This is a genomic window from Streptomyces sp. NPDC058308 (assembly GCF_042880275.1).
Classification (GTDB): Bacteria; Actinomycetota; Actinomycetes; order Streptomycetales; family Streptomycetaceae; genus Streptomyces.
In genome coordinates, this window is the sequence record NZ_JBHVZA010000004.1 from 298,572 (window position 1) to 317,122 (window position 18,551).

Below are 18,551 nucleotides of genomic sequence, written 5' to 3' on the forward strand. Positions count from 1 at the left end.
CCTCGGCGCGGGGGTCAAATCTCGCTGGGGGGGGGCCCCGATCCACCCAGCCGGGTCCCCCCCCGCGGGGGGGGGGGCCCGGCCTGCCCCGCGGAGGGGTGGTCCTGGCAGAGGCGCTCGGCACTGCCGGAGGCCTGCACGCCCTCGGCGATCGGCAGGTCGTCCCGCAGTGCGGCGTTCTGCCAGAAGCTCGTCTCCACGCAGACCGCCCCGTCGTCGAGCATGTGCGTGACTGCCGTGCCGGCGAAGACGAGCCCGGCGAGCACCGCCAGTGCAAAGGTCACCGAGGCCAGGCCCCTCGTGAGCCGTGTGTTCATCGCGTCCCTCCCTATCGAATATCGATACGCCCAAGGTAAGGGAGCATATCGATATTCGACAAGTCCGTGACGCCTGCGTCCGTGGCCGGGACGTCACACCGCGACCGACTCCTCCATCTCCTCCTCCTGGGCCACCCGCTCCTCGACGGCCGCGCGCGGGGCGTCGGCGGGGGCCGTCGCCGTCCGCTGCCGACGCTCCCACAGGGCCGCGACGGCGACGATCAGCAGACCGGCGACGAGCCAGCCGGCCAGCGTCCAGACGTGCCCGCCCAGGCCGTGGCCGCCGAAGTAGAGGTGGCTGCGGATGCCCTCGACGAAGCCCGCGCCGTTCCAGAACGCGTGCAGGGAACCGAAGAAGCCGTTCTGCAGCTCGGGCCGGAAGAGCCCGCCGGACGTCGTGAAGTTGAGCATCACGAAGAGCACCATCATCGCCAGCGTCGTCCAGCGCTTGAGGAACGTGTGCAGGCCGATGCCGATGAAGAGGATCCCGGCCGCGTACAGCCAGGCCATGGCCCACACGCCCCACAGCCCCTGGTGCACCAGATGGAAGATCGGTCCTGCGAGCGCCGCGCCGATCAGGCTGACGGCGAAGGAGACACCCACGACGAGCCCCGCCCGGGCCCGCATCCGCAGCCCCGCGCCCGCCGCGCCGAGCACCGCCACCGAGGCGTACGAGCCGATGCTCACGGCGACGAGCAGGAAGAAGAGGCCCTGACCTGTCGGGTCGTCGTCGACCGGCGGGGCCACGTCGGTGACCTTCAGCGGCGCGCCCTGTCCGGCGGCGACGGGCGTGAAGATCTTCTGCGCGGCCGTCGCGCTCATGTCGGACCCCGCGGTGGCCACGATCAGCTCGGGCGACTTCGCGTCCGGTACGTAGGCGCCCGCTATGTCCTGGGACTTGAGCGCGTCGACCGCCTGCTCGCGGGAGGTGAGGGTGCGCACGTCCAGGGCGTCGCCCGCCTTGTCCTTGATGTTCTGCGCGAGGAGCTGGGTCTGCGGCCCCTGTCCGACGACGGCGATCGGCATGTCGTTCGGCTCGGGCGTGACGAACGCGCCCATGTAGGCGAGGCCCATGCCGAGGCACATGAGCAGGGGTGTGACGAGGTGGAGCAGGACGTGGCGCAGCGCGTCACGCAGTCGGGTGGCGGGTTCCGCGGTGGCGGACATGGGGCTTCTCCGGTTGGTCGGCGGGTGTTCGGCGGCCCGGTGCGGGTGAGGAAGCAGCGGCCGGGGCAGATGGTTGGCATATACAACTCTTCTTGTGTTGTACTCTACAACCATTCGTGGAGAGGGAGAAATCGTGACCGATCGAGACGGGGTCCGGCCCGGCGTGCGGGACGAGTCCATCGAGGTCATCCAGCGGGAGATGACCGCGTTCGCCCGGCGGGCGCGCGCCACCGCCGCGCGGATGCACCCCGAGCTTTCGCTCGTCTCCTTCACGCTGCTCAGTCATCTGGAGGACCAGGGCGGCTGCCGGGCCACCGATCTTGCGGCGCATTACACCCTCGACAAGTCGACGATCAGCAGGCAGGTGGGGGCGCTGGAGAAGGCCGGGCTCGTCGAACGGCGCCTCGACCCCACCGACCACCGGGTGCACGTACTGCACCTCACCGACCGGGGCAACGAGGTCCTCGTGCAGGTGGGGGATGCGCGCCGGGTCGCGTTCCAGGAGCGGCTCGGGGGGTGGAGCGAGGCGGATCTGACGCGGTTCGCGGAGTATCTGCTGCGCTACAACGAGACGGCGGCCAGTGACGGAGGCGTCGAGTGAGGGGAGGCGCAGGAACCGGCGAAGACGCGGGCCGACCGGGCCCGGCGTAACGCTCCGTGACGTGTTTCGGTAACAGCCCGGTCATTCGGTAACGCTCAGGTAACGCGGCACCGCCCTGGAAGGGCCATTGACTCGTCCTGAAAGGTTGACCGTTACCCCCGGCCAAAGGTTGCACGGGTGAGATCTTGTTCCTTGGGTGAATCTGTTCCTAGCGTGGGGTGAACTTTCGCCGAACGCCAGGAAGTTGACCCCCATGCGTCGAGACATACCGCCCCTCGCCGAGGTGCGCCGCATCACCCAGAAGAAGCGTGACGCGTGGTGGACCGTGTTGCTTGTCGACCCGGTCGCCACGCCGCTCGTGCGGTTCACCGCGATGCGGACGCGGCTCACGCCGAACCAGATCACCTGGGGGGCGTTCCTTCTCGGCCTGGGCTCGGCGGCGTGTTTCGCGTTCGGCGACTGGAAGTGGCTCGCCCTCGGCGCGGTCATTTACCACATCAGCTTCATCTTCGACTGCATGGACGGCAAGCTCGCCCGGCTCACCGGCCAGGGCTCCGTCTTCGGCGCCTGGCTCGACTTCGTCTTCGACCGGATCCGCGTCATGGTGTGCGGTGTCGCGCTGATGTGGGGTCAGTACGACCGCACCGGCGACACGTTCTACATCTGGCTCGCGCTCGCCGTCGTGGCGCTCGACACCCTGCGGTACATCAACTCGCTGGAGATCTTCAAGATCCGCCACTCCATGCGCAAGCAGATCAAGGCGCGCGTGCGGGCCGCGCGCCGTGCGCAGAACGAGGCGGAGCTCGCCTTCATGGAGGACCTGCTGCGGGACAACCCGTCGGCGGACATCGAGCAGGACCTGCAGCGTGCCGCCGGTGAGGCCCCCTACGCGCAGCCGTCCGCGGAGACCGACGCCGACGCCGACGGCGAGTCGGCTCCGGCGCCGAAGCCCCAGGTGATCGACCTGCACCAGGAGTTTCGCCGGAAGTTCCCCGCCTACCTGCGAGCCCGCTCCTTCCTGCTGCGCCACCGCATCCGCGCGCACCTGGTGAGCGGCATCGAATTCCAGATGGGCGTTTTCATGATCGGCCCGCTCTTCGACGTGGTGATGCCCGCGACCATCGTCTCCGGGGCGCTCCTTCTGGTCTTCGAACTCGCCATCATCTACAAACTGCTTCTTTCCACTCGGGATTTCACCCGGACCATCGACTCCTTCGAGGCGGAGAGGGTCCTCACGACGGTCTGAACCGCGTTTCTCGGCACCGGGCGGGCTGGAAATCTCCAGCCCGCCCGGTGGTGCGTGTGGGGTGTAAGGGGCTTGCTGTTACCGGGAGTTGGGGCGTTGGTCGCCCGGGATGTCCGTTCCAGTGCGACAGATCCGGTTTGTTATTACAGAACCTTGTTGAACAAGTCACAGCTGCATGAAGGTATTGATCTGCGCGCGTCAATCAGACAGGGTTTCGTCCCAACACCCGGAGATCTTCCGGTCCTCAAGGGGGCGTCGCGTCGAACTTGTTGCCGCGGCAAACCCTTGGCACAACAGCTGAATACCCCCCACATCCCCCCACATTCACCACGAGGAGACCCCTCTTCATGGCAACTCACAAGCGTGCCCGCACGATGAAGCTCACCGCGGCGATAGCCACCGCCGCCACCGCGGTCGGCGTCACCGTCTTCGCCACCTCCTTCGCCGGCGCGGCCACCCCCGCCGAGGGCAAGGTCTACGGCCTCGACGCCAAGGGCGCCGTCGCCGGCAGCTACATCGTGATGCTCGACGAGAAGGCCGACAAGGGCGCCAAGTCCGACCTGGCCGAGGAGTACGGCGGTTCGCTCAAGCGCAACTACTCCTCCGCCATCAACGGCTTCTCCGCCAAGGGCCTGAGCGAGACCGAGGCCAAGCGCCTGGCCGCCGACCCGGCCGTCGGCAAGGTCGTCCAGTCGAAGAAGTTCTCCATCGACGCCACGCAGGACAACCCGCCGTCGTGGGGCCTGGACCGCATCGACCAGGCGGACACCGCGGGCGACAAGAAGTACACGTACCCCGACGCCGCCGGTGAGGGCGCCACCGCGTACGTCATCGACACCGGTGTCCGCGTCAGCCACAAGGACTTCGGCGGCCGCGCCACCTCCGGCTTCGACGCCATCGACAACGACGACAACGCCGACGACGGCAACGGCCACGGCACGCACGTCGCCGGCACCATCGCCGGTGACGCGCACGGCGTCGCCAAGAAGGCGAAGATCGTCGCCGTCCGCGTCCTGGACGACCAGGGCTCCGGCACGACCGAGCAGGTCGTCGCGGGCATCGACTGGGTCACCAAGAACCACAAGGGCCCCTCCGTCGCCAACATGAGCCTCGGCGGCGGCGCGGACGAAGCGCTCGACGCGGCCGTCCAGAAGGCGATCGACGCGGGCGTCACCTTCGCGGTGGCCGCGGGCAACGAGTCGGCCGATGCCTCCCAGGGCTCCCCGGCCCGCGTGAAGGACGCGATCACGGTCGCCTCCTCCACCAAGGACGACGAGCAGTCCGACTTCTCCAACTTCGGCTCCGTCGTGGACATCTACGCCCCGGGCTCGGACATCACGTCCGACTGGAACACCGGTGACGACGCCACCAACACCATCTCCGGTACGTCGATGGCGACCCCGCACGTGGTGGGCGCCGCCGCCGTCTACGTCGCGGGCCACCCGGACGCCAAGCCCGCGGACGTCGCCAAGGCGCTGACCGACGGCGCGACCGCGGACAAGATCTCCAACCCGAGCGAGGGCACGCCCAACAAGCTCCTGAAGGTCGTCGAGTAATCCTCGCCGCCCACCGAGCCGCGGTCGTCGTGCCCACCCCCACGGGGCACGGCGGCCGCTCTATCGTGTCCGCATGACGACCAGGACATACGCGGCGCTGCTGCGCGGCATCAACGTGGGCGGCCACAAAAAGGTGCCCATGGCCCAACTGCGCACCCTTTTGGAGGGGCTCGGCCACGGCGGGGTACAGACGTATCTGCAGAGCGGCAACGCGGTCTTCACCGCCGACCACGGCGACGAGGAGTCACTGGCCGCCGAGGTGCGGGCGGCCATCGAGGAGCACTTCGGCTTCGCCGTCGACGTCCTGGTGCGCGACGGCGCGTATCTGCGGGCGGTGGTGGATGCCTGCCCCTTCCCCGCGGCCGACCTGGCGGCGAAGCAGCTCCACGTCACCTACTTCTCCGCGCCCGTCGACCCCGGCCGCTTCGCGTCCATCGACCAAGAGGCGTTCCTCCCCGAGGAGTTCAGGCTCGGCGACCGGGTTTTCTACCTGTACGCGCCCGACGGCCTGGGACGCTCCAAGCTCGCCGAGCAACTGTCCAGGCCCGCCCTGAACAAGGGCCTCGTCGCCACCAGCCGCAACTGGAACACCGTCACCCGACTCGCGGAGATGACCCGTGACTGACCGCGCCCCGGCTGCCCCCACCCCCGCCGTCGAAGCCGCCGTCGAGGGCGAACTGCGCCTCCTGGACCCCGAGGTGCGCGCCTCGCCCGAGCTGTTCGGGGCGCTGCTGCACCCGGAGTTCACCGAGATCGGGGCCTCCGGCACCCGGTGGGACCGCGCGTCGATCGTCGAGGTCCTCACGGCGCACCCGGCGCCCGGCAGCCGCCCCACCACGACCTCCGGCATGCGCGGCGTCCAGCTCGCCGACGACCTGGTGCATCTGACCTTCGACACCGACAACAACGGCCGCCGGGCGCACCGCAGTTCCCTGTGGCGGCGTACGGAGGACGGCTGGCTGCTCTGGTTCCACCAGGGCACACTCTTCGACGGGGACTGAACTGCCTGGTCAGCCTCTGTCGCGGTCGAGAAGTGGCCCATAGGAACGGGGCGCCAATGGCCCATGAGCGGGTGCCATTTGATGGATAGGGTCGGAGCATGACGAAGACGGCCGCAGCATCCGACACCTCCGCACCGACCCGCGTCGACTTCTACTTCGACCCGGCCTGCCCGTTCGCCTGGATCACCTCGCGCTGGATCCTGGAGGTCGAGCTCCACCGCGAGCTCGACGTCCGGTTCCACGTGATGAGCCTCTACTTCCACAACGAGGGCAACGAACTCCCCGACTGGTACCGGGATCTGGTGGACCGCTCGCTCACCCTGACCCGGGTCGCCGCGGCCGCCGCCGACCGGCACGGCGAGGAGATACTCCGCGACCTCTACACCGCCTTCGGCACCCGGGTCCACCAGGAGAAGAACGAGGACTTCGAGGAGGTCGCCGCAGAGGCCCTGGCCGAGCTCGGACTCCCGGGCGACCTCGCGGCGGCGGCGCACGACGCCTCGTACGACGCGGCGCTGCGCCGCAGTCACGACGCGGGCAAGGACCCGGAGGCCGACGGGTACGTGGGCACGCCGACGATCCACGTCGACGGCACCGTCTGGTTCGGGCCCGTCCTGCGCGCGATCCCGCGCGGCGAGGAGGCCGCCCGCCTCTTCGACAGCTTCCGCGTCCTCGCGGGCCACCCGGACTTCTTCGAGCTGAAGCGCACCCGCACCGGCGGCCTCGACTTCTCCTGAAGTCAGAGCCTGTCTTAGAACCCCCGCCTGCGCCCCGACGCCCGGCACGCACGCTCGGCGCACGGAACCCCAGGACAGGTGGCTCCGCCACATGACCTGGGCCTCCGCACACCGATCGCACGCACCGAACGCCGCTGCGCCCGCGCTTCGCGCGGACGACGGGGGTTCAAAGACAGGCTCTCAGACCGGGCGGATCCGCGAGGTGAGCTGGAGGGTGACGGCGCCGCTCTCCTCGGTGACCTCGCGGGTCTGCGTGAAGCCGAGGCGCTTGAGCACGGAGAGGGAGGGGGCGTTCTCCGAGTCGACGGTCGCGTGCACCTCGGCGAGCCCCAAGGTCTCGTGGGCGTACGAGGTGAGCAGCCGCGCCAGCTCCGTGCCGAGCCCGAGGCCCCAGCTCGCCCGGTTCAGGCCGTAGACGATCTCGTGACCGTCGAGCCATTTCTCCGGGGAGGGCTTCACCTCGGCGTGGCCGACATAGCGCCCCTCGTGCCGGACCGCCCAGACGGGAAAGCGCTTCTCCGCGTAGACGATGCTGAATATCCGGCCGAACAGCGCGTGGTCCGCTGCCGCGCTCTGCATGCCGTCCCCGAACCAGCGGCCGACGGCCTCGTCCTGGAAGAGCGCGACGAAGTCGGCCTCGTCGGCGGCGACGTAGGGCGAGAGGCGGAGCCGGTCGGACCGCAGTTCGGGAGTCATCGCGTGACGGTAAGGCGGCGGACCCGCGTACGGCAAGCGGTTTCACCACCGGTGTCAGGGGCCCCGCTCACCCCACCGCGCGCGGCAGCCCGATCGGGTTCGGGAACGGCAGGACGTCCGAGTCCAGGATGCGCCGGGCCGCCGGCTCCAGTGCGGCGAGGAGGTCGTCCACCTCGCCCTTGGTCAGCGGGTGCAGCAGCCGTGCCGAGAGCCGGTCCGTGTCATCCTCTATCAACTCCCGCTCCGTGACACCGCTTTCCGTGACCCGGCCCGCCGCGTCGAGCAGCCCCCGGCCGCGCAGCCGGTCCACGGACCGCGCCCACTCCTCCTCGCTCCAGCCCCGGTCCTGCCGGATGCCGGCCGGGTCCACCCGGTCGGTCGCGGCCGCCAGGACGAGGCTCTCGCAGGCATCCAGACCGTGATCGGCGAGGACGGCCACATGCGCGTCGCCCCGGAACTCCCGCACACAGGTGGCGAGTTGCCACAACCGCTCCACCGGGTCGGTGCGCTGCGTCAGATCGCGGTTGGCGGCGAACAGCGGGCGGGCGAGCGGCGGGGCGTCCTCCACCATCGCCGTCAGGGGGCCGTTGACCACCGCGGCCAACGCGTCGACGGACGGCACCAGATGGCGCAGAGCGGCGGCCGTCAGCCGGGCGCGTTCCTCCACGACCCGGTCCGGCGACGTGTACTCCCAGGCCGACGGCAGCGAGCGGGCCACCATGCCCGGCGCGAAGACACCGAGTGCCGCGGCAGCCACCCCCGGGCCGACCCGGCCCATCGGCGCGGTGCGGGCGGCGAAGTACCCCATCCAGAAGCCCTTGAGGCCCACGGCCCTGCCGAGACCTCTGCAGCGTTCCTCGAAGTAGACCACCGCGTGCAGGGGTTCGGTCCGCAGCCACAGGGTGCGCGCTCGGCTCGGGGTCATGAACCCACAAACTAGGCCAGTGCGGGAATCCGCGCCAGGGGAGCAACCGGGCAGTTGCCGGGCGCATAGGCCTCTTCGTAGCGCCGTACGAGCAGTTGAGCCACCTCGGGGGCCGGGCCGAGAACGCCGGCCAGTACGTCGGCGTCGGCCGCGCCCCGCGCGATGCGGTCCGGCAGGAAGCCGGGGGCCAGGACGTACGGGGCGACGGCCACCCGCCGCACCCCGGCCACGGCCCGCAGTGCCCGTACGGCGTCCTGCGTGCGGGGCAGAGGTGCGGAGGCGAACGCAGGCCGCACGGCGCACCAACCGGTGTGCCGCCACTCCCGCGCGATGTCAGCGATCACTGCGATCGCCTCCGGATCGGAGGACCCCGCCGAGGCCAGCACGACCCCGGTCGAGGACTTGTCGGCGGGGTCGAGCCCCGCCTCGTACAGCCGCTGTTCCAGGGCGGTCAGGAGCAGCGGGGACGGGCCGAGGACCGCGGCCTGCCGGATGCGCAGGCCGGGCGGCGCGTCCCGCAGCACCGCCGGGATGTCCGACTTCGCGTGGAACGCGCGGGTCAGCAGGAGCGGCAGGGCCACCACATCGCGCACGCCCTCGGCCGCGAGCCGCTCAAGGACCCCCGAGACGGTCGGGGAGTTGAAGTCCAAGAAGCCCGTCTCGACCCGCACTCCGGGGCGCAGCGCGCGCACCCGGCGCACCAGCGCGTGCACGGTCTCGGCGTGCCGCGGGTCACGGCTGCCGTGGGCGATGACGAGAAGGACGGGACGGTGCACGGCGGTTCAGCTCCTCACCAGAAGGCCGCGGCTGCGCAGGACGCGCCGCTCCAGCGGGCTGAAGATGAGCAGGTCGATGGCGATGCCGACGATCAGGATGAGGAAGATCGCGAGGAAGACCATCGACATGGAGCTGGCGTTGCGGCCGTTCTCCAGAAGCTGGCCGAGGCCCACGCCGAGGTCGGGCGAGGACGCGATGATCTCGGCGGCCATCAGCGAGCGCCAGGAGAACGCCCAGCCCTGCTTGAGGCCCGCGAGATAGCCGGGCAGCGCCGCCGGGAGCACGATGTGCCAGGTGTGGCGCATGCCCGTCGCACCGAGCGTGCGGCCCGCGCGCAGGAACAGCGGCGGCACCTGGTCGACACCTGACACCAGGCCGTTGGCGATGGAGGGCACGGCGCCGAGCAGGATCACCGCGTACATCATCTGGTTGTTGAGGCCCAGCCAGATCACGGCCGGCGGCACCCAGGCCACCGAAGGCAGCGACTGGAGGCCGGAGAGAATCGGGCCGATCGCGGCCCGGACGAACCGCACCCGCGCCACGATCAGGCCGAGCGGCGTGCCGATCACCAGGGCGAGCAGGAAGCCGAGCAGGCCCCGTGAGACGGAGGTCCAGATGTAGTCGAGGAGGATGCCCTGCAGCCAGGCCTCGCGCACCTCGTCCCAGACCGCGGACGGCGAGGGCAGTTTGCTCGGGTCGTCGACGACCTTGAAGGAGACCAGCGCCTGCCAGACCACCAGGACCAGCAGGACCGCGGTGACCGGCGGCAGCACCTTCTGGACCAGGACCTCGCGCACGGGCGGCCTGGTGGGGCCCGCGTGCGTCTCCAGCGCGTCCAGGCCGGCCTCCAGACCGGCGAGGTCCTGGCCGCCCCCGGACGTCTTGACCGGGCCGGTCGTCTCAGTGCTGGCCATGGCGGCGGATCTCCCCACGCAGTTGTTCGGTGATCTCGACGGACAGTTCCGCCACGGCGGTGTCCTCGATGCGGCGCGGGTGCTCGATGTCGACCCGCCACTCGTGCGCCACCCGGCCGGGACGCGAGGAGAGGAGCACGACGCGCTGCGCCAGGCGCACGGCCTCGCGGACGTTGTGTGTGACGAAGAGGACGGAGACGTCCGTCTCGCGCCAGATGCGGGTCAGCTCGTCGTGCAGCACGTCGCGGGTGATCGCGTCGAGCGCCGCGAACGGCTCGTCCATCAGGAGCAGCCTGCTGTCCTGGGCGAGCGCGCGGGCCAGCGCGACCCGCTGGCGCATGCCGCCGGACAGCTCGTGCACCCGCTTGCCGTACGCGCCCTGCAGCCGGACGAGTTCGAGCAGTTCCTCGGCCTTCGGACGGCGCTCGGGCTTCGGCACGCCGCGCAGCTTCAGGGCGAGTTCGATGTTCTTGCCCGCGGTCAGCCAGGGGAAGAGGGCGTGCTCCTGGAACATCAGGGCCGGGCGGCCGTCCGTCGTGATGGTGCCCGCGGACGGCTTGTCGAGCCCGGCGACCAGATTGAGCAGCGTCGACTTTCCGCAGCCCGAGGCTCCCAGGAGGGTGACGAACTCGCCCGGCGCGACATCGAGCGTGATGTCGTCCAGGACCAGCTGGGGTCCGGCGGGTCCGCCGAAGGACTTCGAGACGTGCTCGATCCGGGCGGCGTGCGCGGCCGTGGTGCGGGTGTCCTCCGCGGCCTTGGCGAGGGTGGTTGCCATGGTCGTCACCTCCTGGGGTCTGGTCGGCTTCCGGGCTTAACTGACGCCGAGGCCGGCGTCGTCGACCGGGGACTCGCCCGCGGCCTTGAGGACCTTGTTCAGCGGGCCGAGATCGTAGATGCCCTTGAGGTCGGGCTTCTCCAGGAGGCCGGCCTTGACCGCGTGGTCCGCCTCCGCGTCGAGCGTCGCGGCCAGCGGGTCGTCGGTCGTCCTGATGGACTTCCAGGCCGGGTCGAGCACCTCGGCGGGCAGCGGCTTGCCGACGTCGGCCTTCAGCCGGGCGTTGGCGGCGGCCTTCGCCTTCTGCGGGTTCTTCGCGATCCACGCGTTGGTCTTCACGGAGCCGCGCAGCACGGCCTCCACGACCTTGGGGTGCTCTTCCAGGAACTTCTGGCGCACGATGATGTTCGTGATGACGAACTTCTTGTCCGGCCACAGGTCGGCCTCGTCGAGCAGCACCTTGCCGCCCTCGGCGACCAGCTTGGACGCGGTCGGCTCCGGCACCCAGGCGCCGTCGACGGAGCCGGACTTGTAGGCGTCCGGGGTGATCTTGTTGTCGGTGCGGACCACCGACACGTCGCCCTTGCCGCTCTGCGCGTCGACGTCCCAGCCCTGTTCGGCGATCCAGTTGAGGAAGGCCACGTCCTGGGTGTTGCCGAGCTGCGGCGTCGCGATCTTCTTGCCCTTGACGTCCTTCAGCGACTTGATCTTCTCGGGGTTGACCACGAGCTTCACGCCGCCGGACGCCGAACCGCCGATGATCCGCAGGTTCTTGCCCTGCGACTTGGTGTAGCCGTTGATGGCGGGCGACGGGCCGATCCAGCCGATGTCGATCGCGCCTGCGTTGAGCGCCTCGATCTCCGAGGGGCCCGCGTTGAACTGGGAGTACTTCGCCTCCGTGCCGCCGAGTTCCTTCTGGAGGAGGCCCTCCTGGTTGCCGACCAGGGCGGTGGCGTGGGTGAGGTTCGGGAAGTACCCGAGCTTCACGCTGTCCAGGCCGTCGATCTTCTCGGCCCCGGCGGCGACCTTGGACTTGCCGTCGTCGGCCGGGTCCGCCTGGGAGCCGTAACCGCAGGCGCCGAGCGCCAGGGCCAGCAGGGGGAGCGCCGTCAGGGCGGCGATTCGGGTACGTGGGGCAGGCACGGGAGGGGGTCCTCTCGTTGGCCCGGAGCTCACGCCGTCAGGGCGTGGCCGGGAGGTCGGCAGGTCTTCGTCGTCGTGGACGCCGTCGTACGGGGCGTGCGTGGGCGCGCGTGCGGTGCGCGTACGTCAGCGCGCACATCGGGCCACCCCGCCCTGTCCGCTGCCGAGGGCGCCGCTGCCGATGCGGCCGCCCTCCTTCGCGAACGTCGCGAACACGTCGGTGTACCTCATGTCAGAAGTCCCAGCCCTCGTCGTCCGCGGGGGAGTCGGCCTCCGCCACGGCCTCGGCGGCCTCGGCGAACGCGTCGCCCGCCATGCCCGCCGCGAGCGTCGTGCCGTCCGCCGGGTCGATCAGCAGGAAGGAGCCGGTGCGGCGCGAGTCGGCGTACGCGTCGAGCGCGAGGGGCTCGGCGGTGCGGACCTTCACGCGGCCGATGTCGTTGGCGACGAGCTGCCCGGGCTCGGGGTGCTGGGAGAGGTCGTCGAGGGTGAGCCGCGAGGGGATCTCCTTGACGATCGCCTTGACCGTACGGGTGGTGTGCTTGAGCAGCACCCGCTGGCCGACGGTGAGGGCGGTGTCCGCGACGTGGCAGACCGTCGCCTGGATGTCCTGGGTGGCGGGCGGGATGTCACTGCTCGGCACGATCAGGTCGCCGCGCGCGATGTCGATGTCGTCCTCGAGGAGCAGGGTGACGGACTGCGGCGTCCAGGCCACGTCCACCGCCGTGCCCAGGAGGTCGATGCCGGTGATCTTCGAGCTGCGGCCGGAGGGCAGGACCGTCACGGACTCGCCGACGCGGAAGGCACCGGCCGCGATCTGGCCCGCGTAGCCGCGGTAGTCGGGGTGTTCGGCGGTCTGCGGGCGGATGACGTACTGCACGGGGAGCCGGGCGTGGCAGGTGGCGAGGTCGTGGCTGACCGGGACCGTCTCCAGGTGTTCCAGGACGGTCGGGCCGCCGTACCAGTCCATGTTCGAGGACGGCTCGACGACATTGTCACCGGCCAGCGCGGAGATCGGGATCGCGGTGATCTCGGGGACACCCAGCTCGCTCGCGTACGCGGTGAACTCCTCGGCGATCTTCGCGAAGACGGGCTCGGCGTAGTCGACCAGGTCCATCTTGTTCACGGCGAGGACGACGTGCGGGACGCGCAGCAGGGCGGCGACGGCGGCGTGCCGGCGGGTCTGCTCGATCACGCCGTTGCGGGCGTCGACCAGGACCACGGCGAGGTCGGCGGTGGAGGCGCCGGTGACCATGTTGCGCGTGTACTGCACGTGCCCGGGGGTGTCGGCGAGGATGAACCGGCGCCGGGCGGTGGCGAAGTAGCGGTAGGCCACGTCGATGGTGATGCCCTGTTCCCGCTCGGCGCGCAGGCCGTCGGTGAGCAGGGCGAGGTCAGGGGCCTCCTGGCCGCGGTCCTGCGAGACCCGCTCCACGGCCTCCAGCTGGTCGGTGAGGACCGACTTGGAGTCGTGAAGCAGGCGGCCCACCAGCGTGGACTTTCCGTCGTCGACGGAGCCCGCGGTGGCGAACCGCAGCAGGGTGGTGGCCGACAACTGCTCGGTGGAGAGCGGCTGTACCGGCTCGGTGGTGCTGTTGCTCATGGTTAGAAGTACCCCTCGCGCTTGCGGTCTTCCATCGCGGCCTCGGACATCTTGTCGTCGGCGCGGGTCGCGCCCCGCTCGGTGAGCCGGGAGGCGGCGATCTCGGCGATCACGGCGTCCAGCGTGGTCGCGTCGGAGTCGACGGCGCCGGTGCAGGACATGTCACCGACGGTCCGGTAGCGCACCTGACGCCTCTCGACCGTCTCACCGTCCTTCGGGCCGCCCCACTCGCCGGCGGTCAGCCACATCCCGGAGCGCTTGAAGACGTCCCGCTCGTGCGCGAAGTAGATGCCGGGCAGCTCGATGTCCTCGCGGGCGATGTACTGCCAGACGTCCAGCTCGGTCCAGTTGGAGAGCGGGAAGACGCGCACGTGCTCGCCGGGGGCGTGGCGGCCGTTGTAGAGCTGCCACAGCTCGGGGCGCTGGCGGCGCGGGTCCCACTGCGAGAACTCGTCGCGCAGCGAGAACACCCGCTCCTTGGCGCGCGCCTTCTCCTCGTCCCGGCGCCCGCCGCCGAAGACCGCGTCGAACCGCTCGCTCTGGATCTTCTCCGTGAGCGGCACGGTCTGCAGCGGATTACGGGTCCCGTCGGGCCGCTCGCGCAGCGTGCCCGCGTCGATGTACTCCTGCACCGAGGCCACATGCAGCCGCAGCCCGTGCTCGGCGACCACGCGGTCGCGGTACTCCAGGACCTCGGGGAAGTTGTGCCCGGTGTCCACGTGCAGCAGCGAGAAGGGGATCGCCGCGGGGGCGAACGCCTTCAGCGCCAGGTGCAGCATGACGATCGAGTCCTTGCCGCCGGAGAAGAGGATCACCGGCCGCTCGAACTCTCCCGCCACCTCACGGAAGATGTGCACCGCCTCGGACTCCAGGGCGTCCAGGTGGCTGAGTGCGTACGGGCTGTCCGTCTCCTCGGAGACGCCGGCGACGGTCGTCATGCGAGACCCCTCTCGGTGAGCAGCGCGTGCACGGCCGCCGCTGACTCCTGCACGGTCTGGTCCTGCGACTCGATGCGCAGATCGGGGGAGTCGGGCTCCTCGTACGGGTCGTCGACACCGGTGAGGCCGGATATCTCGCCCGCCGCCTGCTTGGCGTACAGGCCCTTCACATCCCGTACGGAGCACACCTCGACCGGCGTCGCGACGTGCACCTCGACATACGCGGTGCCCGTCTTCTGGTGGCGCTCCCGCACCGCGTCACGGCTGTCCGCGAACGGCGCGATCACCGGCACCAGCGCCAGCACGCCGTTGCGGGCCAGGAGTTCGGCGACGAACCCGATCCGCTGCACGTTGGTGTGCCGGTCCTCGCGGCTGAAGCCGAGGCCCGCCGAGAGGAACTCGCGGATCTCGTCGCCGTCGAGCACCTCCACGCGGCGGCCCTCGGCGCGCAGCCGGCCGGCCAGTTCGTACGCGATGGTGGTCTTGCCGGCGCTGGGCAGGCCGGTGAGCCAGACGGTGGCTCCGGTCGTCACGTGGTTCTCCCGGGTCGGTTGCTGCTGAGTCTGGGGCTGCTGCTGAGTCGGGGGCGCGGTCATCCGTGGATCCCGCACTCGGTCTTGGTGTTCCCGGCCCAGCGGCCGGCCCGCACGTCCTCGCCCGCCAGGAGGCGACGCGTGCAAGGAGCGCAGCCTACCGAGCCGTAACCGTCCATCAGGAGCGGGTTGGTGAGGATGCCGTGCTCGGCGACGTACGCGTCGACGTCGTCCTGGCTCCAGCGGGCGATCGGCGAGATCTTGACCTTGCCGCGCTTCTCGTCCCAGCCGACGACCGGGGTGTTCGCGCGGGTCGGCGACTCGTCGCGGCGCAGCCCGGTGGCCCACGCCTCGTACCCTTCGAGGCCGGCCTCCAGGGGCCGCACCTTGCGCAGCGCGCAGCACAGGTCGGGGTTGCGGTCGTGCAGCTTCGGCCCGTACTCGGCGTCCTGTTCGGCCACGGTCTGCCGCGGGGTCAGGGTGATGACGTTGACGTCCATCACGGCCTCGACGGCGTCGCGGGTGCCGATGGTCTCCGGGAAGTGGTAGCCGGTGTCCAGGAACACGACGTCGACGCCGGGCATGGCCCGCGAGGCGAGGTGGGCGACGACCGCGTCCTCCATCGAGGAGGTCACGCAGAACCGTGTCCCGAAGGTGTCGGCGGCCCACTGGAGGACCTCCAGGGCGGACGCGTCCTCCAGGTCGCGCCCGGCCTGCTCGGCGAGCGCCTTCAACTCCTCGTCCGCAGGCCGCAGTCGGCCCCGAGCGGTCGTCATATCTGCTCCCCTCCACCGCTGGTGTGCTGAACGCCCCGGGCGAGGAGCCCGAGGAACTTCAGCTGAAAGGCCCGGTTGCATGCCGCGCATTCCCAGGCGCCGTGACCGGTCTCGTTCGGACGCAGGTCCTCGTCGCCGCAGTAGGGGCAGTGGAAGGGGGCGGCGCGCTCGCTCACTTGAGGGCCTCCTCGGAGGCGCGGGCGGTCCAGGTGGCGAAGCGCTCGCCGTCCTCGCGCTCCGCCTGGAAGCGCCCAAGGACCCGCTCCACGTAGTCGGGCAGCTCGGTGGCGGTGACCTTCAGGCCGCGGACCTTGCGGCCGAAGCCGGCGTCCAGGCCGAGGGCGCCGCCCAGGTGTACCTGGTAGCCCTCGACCTGGTTGCCCTCGTCGTCCAGGACCAGCTGGCCCTTGAGTCCGATGTCGGCGACCTGGATGCGGGCGCAGGCGTTGGGGCAGCCGTTGATGTTGATGGTGATCGGCTGGTCGAACTCCGGGATGCGGCGCTCGAGTTCGTCGATGAGCGAGGCGCCGCGCTCCTTGGTCTCGACGATGGCGAGCTTGCAGAACTCGATGCCGGTGCAGGCCATGGTGCCGCGCCGGAAGGGCGAGGCGTTGACCCGCAGGTCGAGCGCCTCCAGGGCGCTGACGAGCGAGTCGACCTGCTCCTGGTCCACGTCGAGCACGATCATCTTCTGCTCGGCGGTGGTGCGCAGGCGGCCCGAGCCGTGTGCCTCGGCCACCTCGGCGATCTTCGTCAGGGTGGCGCCGTCCACCCGGCCGACGCGGGGTGCGAACCCGACGTAGAAGCGGCCGTCCTTCTGCCGGTGGACGCCGAGGTGGTCGCGCCAGGTGCCCGGGGGCTGCTCGGGGGCGGGCCCGTCGACCAGTTTGCGGTGCAGGTACTCGTCCTCAAGGATCTGGCGGAACTTCTCCGGCCCCCAGTCGGCGACGAGGAACTTCAGGCGGGCGCGGTTGCGCAGGCGCCGGTAGCCGTAGTCGCGGAAGATGCCGATGACGCCGCCGAACACGTCCGGCACCTCGTCGAGCGGCACCCAGGCGCCCAGGCGCACGCCGAGCTTGGGGTTGGTGGACAGGCCGCCGCCCACCCACAGGTCGAAGCCGGGGCCGTGCTCGGGGTGGTGGACGCCGACGAAGGCGACGTCGTTGATCTCGTGCGCGACGTCGAGCTGCGGGGAGCCGGAGATCGCGGTCTTGAACTTGCGCGGCAGGTTCGAGAAGTCGGGGTTGCCGATGAAGCGGCGCTGTATCTCGTCGATGGCGGGGGAGCCGTCGATGATCTCGTTCTCGGCGACGCCGGCGACGGGCGAACCGAGGATCACGCGGGGCGTGTCACCGCAGGCCTCGGTCGTCGAGAGGCCCACGGCCTCAAGGCGGCGCCAGATCTCGGGGACGTCCTCGATGCGGATCCAGTGGTACTGGATGTTCTGGCGGTCGGTGAGGTCGGCGGTGCCGCGCGCGAACTCCTGGGAGACCTCGCCGATGACGCGCAGCTGCTCGGTGGTGAGCCGTCCGCCGTCGACGCGCACCCGGAGCATGAAGTACTCGTCGTCCAGCTCCTCAGGCTCCAGGATCGCGGTCTTGCCGCCGTCGATCCCGGGCTTGCGCTGGGTGTAGAGGCCCCACCAGCGCATGCGTCCGCGCAGGTCGTTCGGGTCGATGGAGTCGAATCCACGCTTCGAATAGACCGTCTCAATACGTGTCCGCACATTGAGACCGTCGTCGTCCTTCTTGAACTGCTCGTTGCCGTTGAGCGGCGTGAAGTGACCAACGGCCCACTGGCCCTCGCCGCGGTGACGGCTCGCCTTGCGGCGGGGCGTGGCGGGGGCAGGCTTCTCTGGCGTGGCGGCCATGGTGGTACGTCCTTCGGGGCAGCGAGAAAGCGGCTCTGACCTGCGGATGTGGCACATGACCGCGAGTGCTGGGCTCATGCGGACATGCGCACGCGGCGCTGCGCAGGGAGGGGAATCAGGGAGAGGGGAGCGGCGGTGCTGAGTCGATCAGCGAGCCGGACACATGGCGCTGGACATGCGGCCGAGGTCGACGTGACGTCGACTCACCAAGGCAATTCCAGTGCGATCCATGCGGGAAGCGTGTCATGGGACTTTCGGCCCAGTCCAGCATTATCCAAAATGTGGACACCCTTGTCCCGCATCGTGGACAAGGGTGTCGCTGGTCACAATGGCGCGCGTGCGCCGGAAAGGGGGTCAGTCGCGCTCCGCCCCCGGCCACGGCCCCGGCGAGGCCACGTCGGGCTCCTGCTCCACCTTCGTGTCGAAGAGCCGGAAGCCGCGCCGCTGATAGTTGGCCATGGCGTGCTCGCCGTCCTTGGAGCAGGTGTGCAGCCAGACCCGCTCGGTCGGCGCGAGCCCCGGCCACCGCTCGGCCAGGTCCCAGGCGCGCGCGGTGGCGTACGACAGGAGGTGGCCGCCGATGCGGCGCCCCCGGAAGGCGGGAAGCAGGCCGAAGTAGACGATCTCGACGACGCCCTCCGCCGCGTCCCCCCGCTCGCCCCGCGCCGCCAGCTCGACGTACCCCGCGGGCGTCCCGTGGTCGTACGCGACCCAGGTCTCCACGCCCGGCCGGTCGAGCAGTTTCTGCCACTCGGCGTACGTGAGGGAGAGGCGGTCGGTCCAGCGGATGTCCCCGCCGACGGACGTGTACAGGAACCGGCTGAATTCGGGCGAGGGCGCTGCGGCGCGCACGATCCGTACGTCGCCGTCGGGCGCGGCGGCCGGGACCAGGTCGGCGGGCGACGTCTGCTCCAGGGACCACGTGGTGACAGTGAGGCTCATGCGGGTCAGAGAATCACGGGCCGGGGCGGGC

Annotated in this window: 22 protein-coding genes; 6 read left to right on the top strand and 16 right to left on the bottom strand. The window is 70.4% G+C overall.

What is annotated here, in order from left to right; genetic code table 11:
- Positions 1 to 14 precede the first annotated feature (14 nt).
- Both ACFVYL_RS08565 and ACFVYL_RS08570 read right to left on the bottom strand, forming a co-directional pair.
- Positions 15 to 317 carry a hypothetical protein gene (locus ACFVYL_RS08565; protein WP_389713839.1) on the bottom strand — a complete coding sequence of 101 codons (303 nt, stop codon included), beginning with the start codon at positions 315 to 317 and terminating at the stop codon, positions 15 to 17.
- A gap of 93 nt (positions 318 to 410) precedes the next feature.
- Positions 411 to 1,484: a hypothetical protein gene (locus ACFVYL_RS08570; protein ID WP_389713840.1), complete on the bottom strand. Its 1,074-nt coding sequence runs from the start codon at positions 1,482 to 1,484 to the stop codon at positions 411 to 413.
- Positions 1,485 to 1,683: 199 nt separating this feature from the next.
- Between ACFVYL_RS08570 and ACFVYL_RS08575 the strand changes: the two genes are divergently transcribed.
- The 6 genes from ACFVYL_RS08575 (at position 1,684) to ACFVYL_RS08600 (ending at position 6,625) form a co-directional block, all read left to right on the top strand.
- Entirely contained in the window at positions 1,684 to 2,085 is a 402-nt protein-coding gene (locus ACFVYL_RS08575; RefSeq protein ID WP_389713962.1) for a MarR family winged helix-turn-helix transcriptional regulator, read from the top strand.
- A gap of 253 nt (positions 2,086 to 2,338) precedes the next feature.
- Positions 2,339 to 3,331, top strand: a complete 993-nt coding sequence (locus ACFVYL_RS08580) for a CDP-alcohol phosphatidyltransferase family protein (RefSeq protein ID WP_389713842.1) — start codon at positions 2,339 to 2,341, stop codon at positions 3,329 to 3,331.
- A gap of 347 nt (positions 3,332 to 3,678) precedes the next feature.
- A complete protein-coding gene (locus ACFVYL_RS08585) occupies positions 3,679 to 4,887 on the top strand; it encodes a S8 family peptidase (RefSeq protein ID WP_389713843.1) in 1,209 nt (402 codons plus the stop codon).
- Between the two features lie 73 nt (positions 4,888 to 4,960).
- Positions 4,961 to 5,512 (top strand): DUF1697 domain-containing protein, encoded by a 552-nt coding sequence (locus ACFVYL_RS08590; protein WP_389713844.1) that lies wholly within the window; start codon positions 4,961 to 4,963, stop codon positions 5,510 to 5,512.
- Positions 5,505 to 5,888, top strand: a complete 384-nt coding sequence (locus tag ACFVYL_RS08595) for a DUF4440 domain-containing protein (RefSeq protein ID WP_389713845.1) — start codon at positions 5,505 to 5,507, stop codon at positions 5,886 to 5,888. The genes ACFVYL_RS08590 and ACFVYL_RS08595 overlap by 8 nt, the downstream gene beginning before the upstream one ends.
- Before the next feature lie 98 nt (positions 5,889 to 5,986).
- On the top strand, positions 5,987 to 6,625 hold the full coding sequence (locus ACFVYL_RS08600; protein ID WP_389713846.1) for a DsbA family protein: 639 nt from the start codon (positions 5,987 to 5,989) through the stop codon (positions 6,623 to 6,625).
- Between the two features lie 180 nt (positions 6,626 to 6,805).
- Here ACFVYL_RS08600 and ACFVYL_RS08605 read toward each other — a convergent pair whose 3' ends face one another.
- From ACFVYL_RS08605 to ACFVYL_RS08670, 14 genes are all read right to left on the bottom strand, one after another.
- The gene (locus ACFVYL_RS08605) at positions 6,806 to 7,321 is read right to left on the bottom strand and encodes a GNAT family N-acetyltransferase (RefSeq protein WP_389713848.1); all 516 of its coding nucleotides are present in this window, start codon (positions 7,319 to 7,321) and stop codon (positions 6,806 to 6,808) included.
- A 67-nt stretch (positions 7,322 to 7,388) separates the two neighbouring features.
- Positions 7,389 to 8,246 (bottom strand): hypothetical protein, encoded by an 858-nt coding sequence (locus tag ACFVYL_RS08610; RefSeq protein ID WP_389713849.1) that lies wholly within the window; start codon positions 8,244 to 8,246, stop codon positions 7,389 to 7,391.
- Between the two features lie 11 nt (positions 8,247 to 8,257).
- The gene (locus ACFVYL_RS08615; RefSeq protein ID WP_389713850.1) at positions 8,258 to 9,022 is read right to left on the bottom strand and encodes a sirohydrochlorin chelatase; all 765 of its coding nucleotides are present in this window, start codon (positions 9,020 to 9,022) and stop codon (positions 8,258 to 8,260) included.
- A gap of 6 nt (positions 9,023 to 9,028) precedes the next feature.
- Positions 9,029 to 9,937 (bottom strand): ABC transporter permease, encoded by a 909-nt coding sequence (locus ACFVYL_RS08620; protein ID WP_389713852.1) that lies wholly within the window; start codon positions 9,935 to 9,937, stop codon positions 9,029 to 9,031.
- Positions 9,924 to 10,715 carry an ABC transporter ATP-binding protein gene (locus ACFVYL_RS08625; protein ID WP_389713853.1) on the bottom strand — a complete coding sequence of 264 codons (792 nt, stop codon included), beginning with the start codon at positions 10,713 to 10,715 and terminating at the stop codon, positions 9,924 to 9,926. The genes ACFVYL_RS08620 and ACFVYL_RS08625 overlap by 14 nt, the downstream gene beginning before the upstream one ends.
- A gap of 36 nt (positions 10,716 to 10,751) precedes the next feature.
- On the bottom strand, positions 10,752 to 11,858 hold the full coding sequence (locus tag ACFVYL_RS08630; RefSeq protein ID WP_389713855.1) for an ABC transporter substrate-binding protein: 1,107 nt from the start codon (positions 11,856 to 11,858) through the stop codon (positions 10,752 to 10,754).
- A gap of 232 nt (positions 11,859 to 12,090) precedes the next feature.
- Positions 12,091 to 13,461 carry a sulfate adenylyltransferase subunit 1 gene (locus tag ACFVYL_RS08635; RefSeq protein WP_389713857.1) on the bottom strand — a complete coding sequence of 457 codons (1,371 nt, stop codon included), beginning with the start codon at positions 13,459 to 13,461 and terminating at the stop codon, positions 12,091 to 12,093.
- A 2-nt stretch (positions 13,462 to 13,463) separates the two neighbouring features.
- Entirely contained in the window at positions 13,464 to 14,399 is a 936-nt protein-coding gene (gene cysD, locus ACFVYL_RS08640) for a sulfate adenylyltransferase subunit CysD (RefSeq protein ID WP_389713859.1), read from the bottom strand.
- Positions 14,396 to 14,995 carry an adenylyl-sulfate kinase gene (gene cysC / locus ACFVYL_RS08645; protein ID WP_389713860.1) on the bottom strand — a complete coding sequence of 200 codons (600 nt, stop codon included), beginning with the start codon at positions 14,993 to 14,995 and terminating at the stop codon, positions 14,396 to 14,398. The genes cysD and cysC overlap by 4 nt, the downstream gene beginning before the upstream one ends.
- Positions 14,992 to 15,708, bottom strand: coding sequence for a phosphoadenylyl-sulfate reductase (locus tag ACFVYL_RS08650; protein ID WP_389713861.1), 717 nt, complete (start codon positions 15,706 to 15,708; stop codon positions 14,992 to 14,994). The genes cysC and ACFVYL_RS08650 overlap by 4 nt, the downstream gene beginning before the upstream one ends.
- The gene (locus tag ACFVYL_RS08655) at positions 15,705 to 15,884 is read right to left on the bottom strand and encodes a hypothetical protein (protein WP_361724557.1); all 180 of its coding nucleotides are present in this window, start codon (positions 15,882 to 15,884) and stop codon (positions 15,705 to 15,707) included. The genes ACFVYL_RS08650 and ACFVYL_RS08655 overlap by 4 nt, the downstream gene beginning before the upstream one ends.
- Positions 15,881 to 17,578, bottom strand: coding sequence for a nitrite/sulfite reductase (locus ACFVYL_RS08660; RefSeq protein WP_389713863.1), 1,698 nt, complete (start codon positions 17,576 to 17,578; stop codon positions 15,881 to 15,883). Before ACFVYL_RS08660 ends, ACFVYL_RS08655 begins: the two co-directional genes overlap by 4 nt.
- A 147-nt stretch (positions 17,579 to 17,725) precedes the next feature.
- On the bottom strand, positions 17,726 to 17,809 hold the full coding sequence (locus ACFVYL_RS08665) for a putative leader peptide (RefSeq protein ID WP_330166862.1): 84 nt from the start codon (positions 17,807 to 17,809) through the stop codon (positions 17,726 to 17,728).
- Positions 17,810 to 17,932: 123 nt separating this feature from the next.
- On the bottom strand, positions 17,933 to 18,520 hold the full coding sequence (locus ACFVYL_RS08670) for a GNAT family N-acetyltransferase (protein WP_389713864.1): 588 nt from the start codon (positions 18,518 to 18,520) through the stop codon (positions 17,933 to 17,935).
- Positions 18,521 to 18,551 lie beyond the last annotated feature (31 nt).